We start from the raw sequence: 246 nt of genomic DNA, 5'->3' as shown, positions 1-246 counted from the left end.
GACTACGCACAACAAATGTGCGATTTATTTAATGAATTAACAGGTACGTTTGTCTTGTTTAGTTTTCAAAGATCATTCTAAAATTGGAGCGGGTGATGAGAATCGAACTCACGACATCAGCTTGGAAGGCTGAGGTTTTACCACTAAACTACACCCGCATTGCAAATATATGGCGCGCCCGAGAGGAGTCGAACCCCTAACCTTTTGATCCGTAGTCAAACGCTCTATCCAATTGAGCTACGGGCG

Annotated in this window: 1 tRNA gene; it reads right to left on the bottom strand. The window is 43.9% G+C overall.

Annotation, left to right across the window (positions count from 1 at the left end):
- Window positions 1–84 precede the first annotated feature (84 nt).
- Window positions 85–158: transfer RNA gene (locus QMZ64_RS23125), tRNA-Gly, on the bottom strand.
- Between the last annotated feature and the right edge of the window lie 88 nt (window positions 159–246).

The organism is Bacillus sp. LB7 (assembly GCF_030449715.1).
GTDB lineage: Bacteria > Bacillota > Bacilli > Bacillales > Bacillaceae > Bacillus > Bacillus paralicheniformis.
The sequence above is the reverse complement of the archived record's forward strand: the minus strand, read 5'-3'. Positions and strand labels throughout refer to the sequence as shown.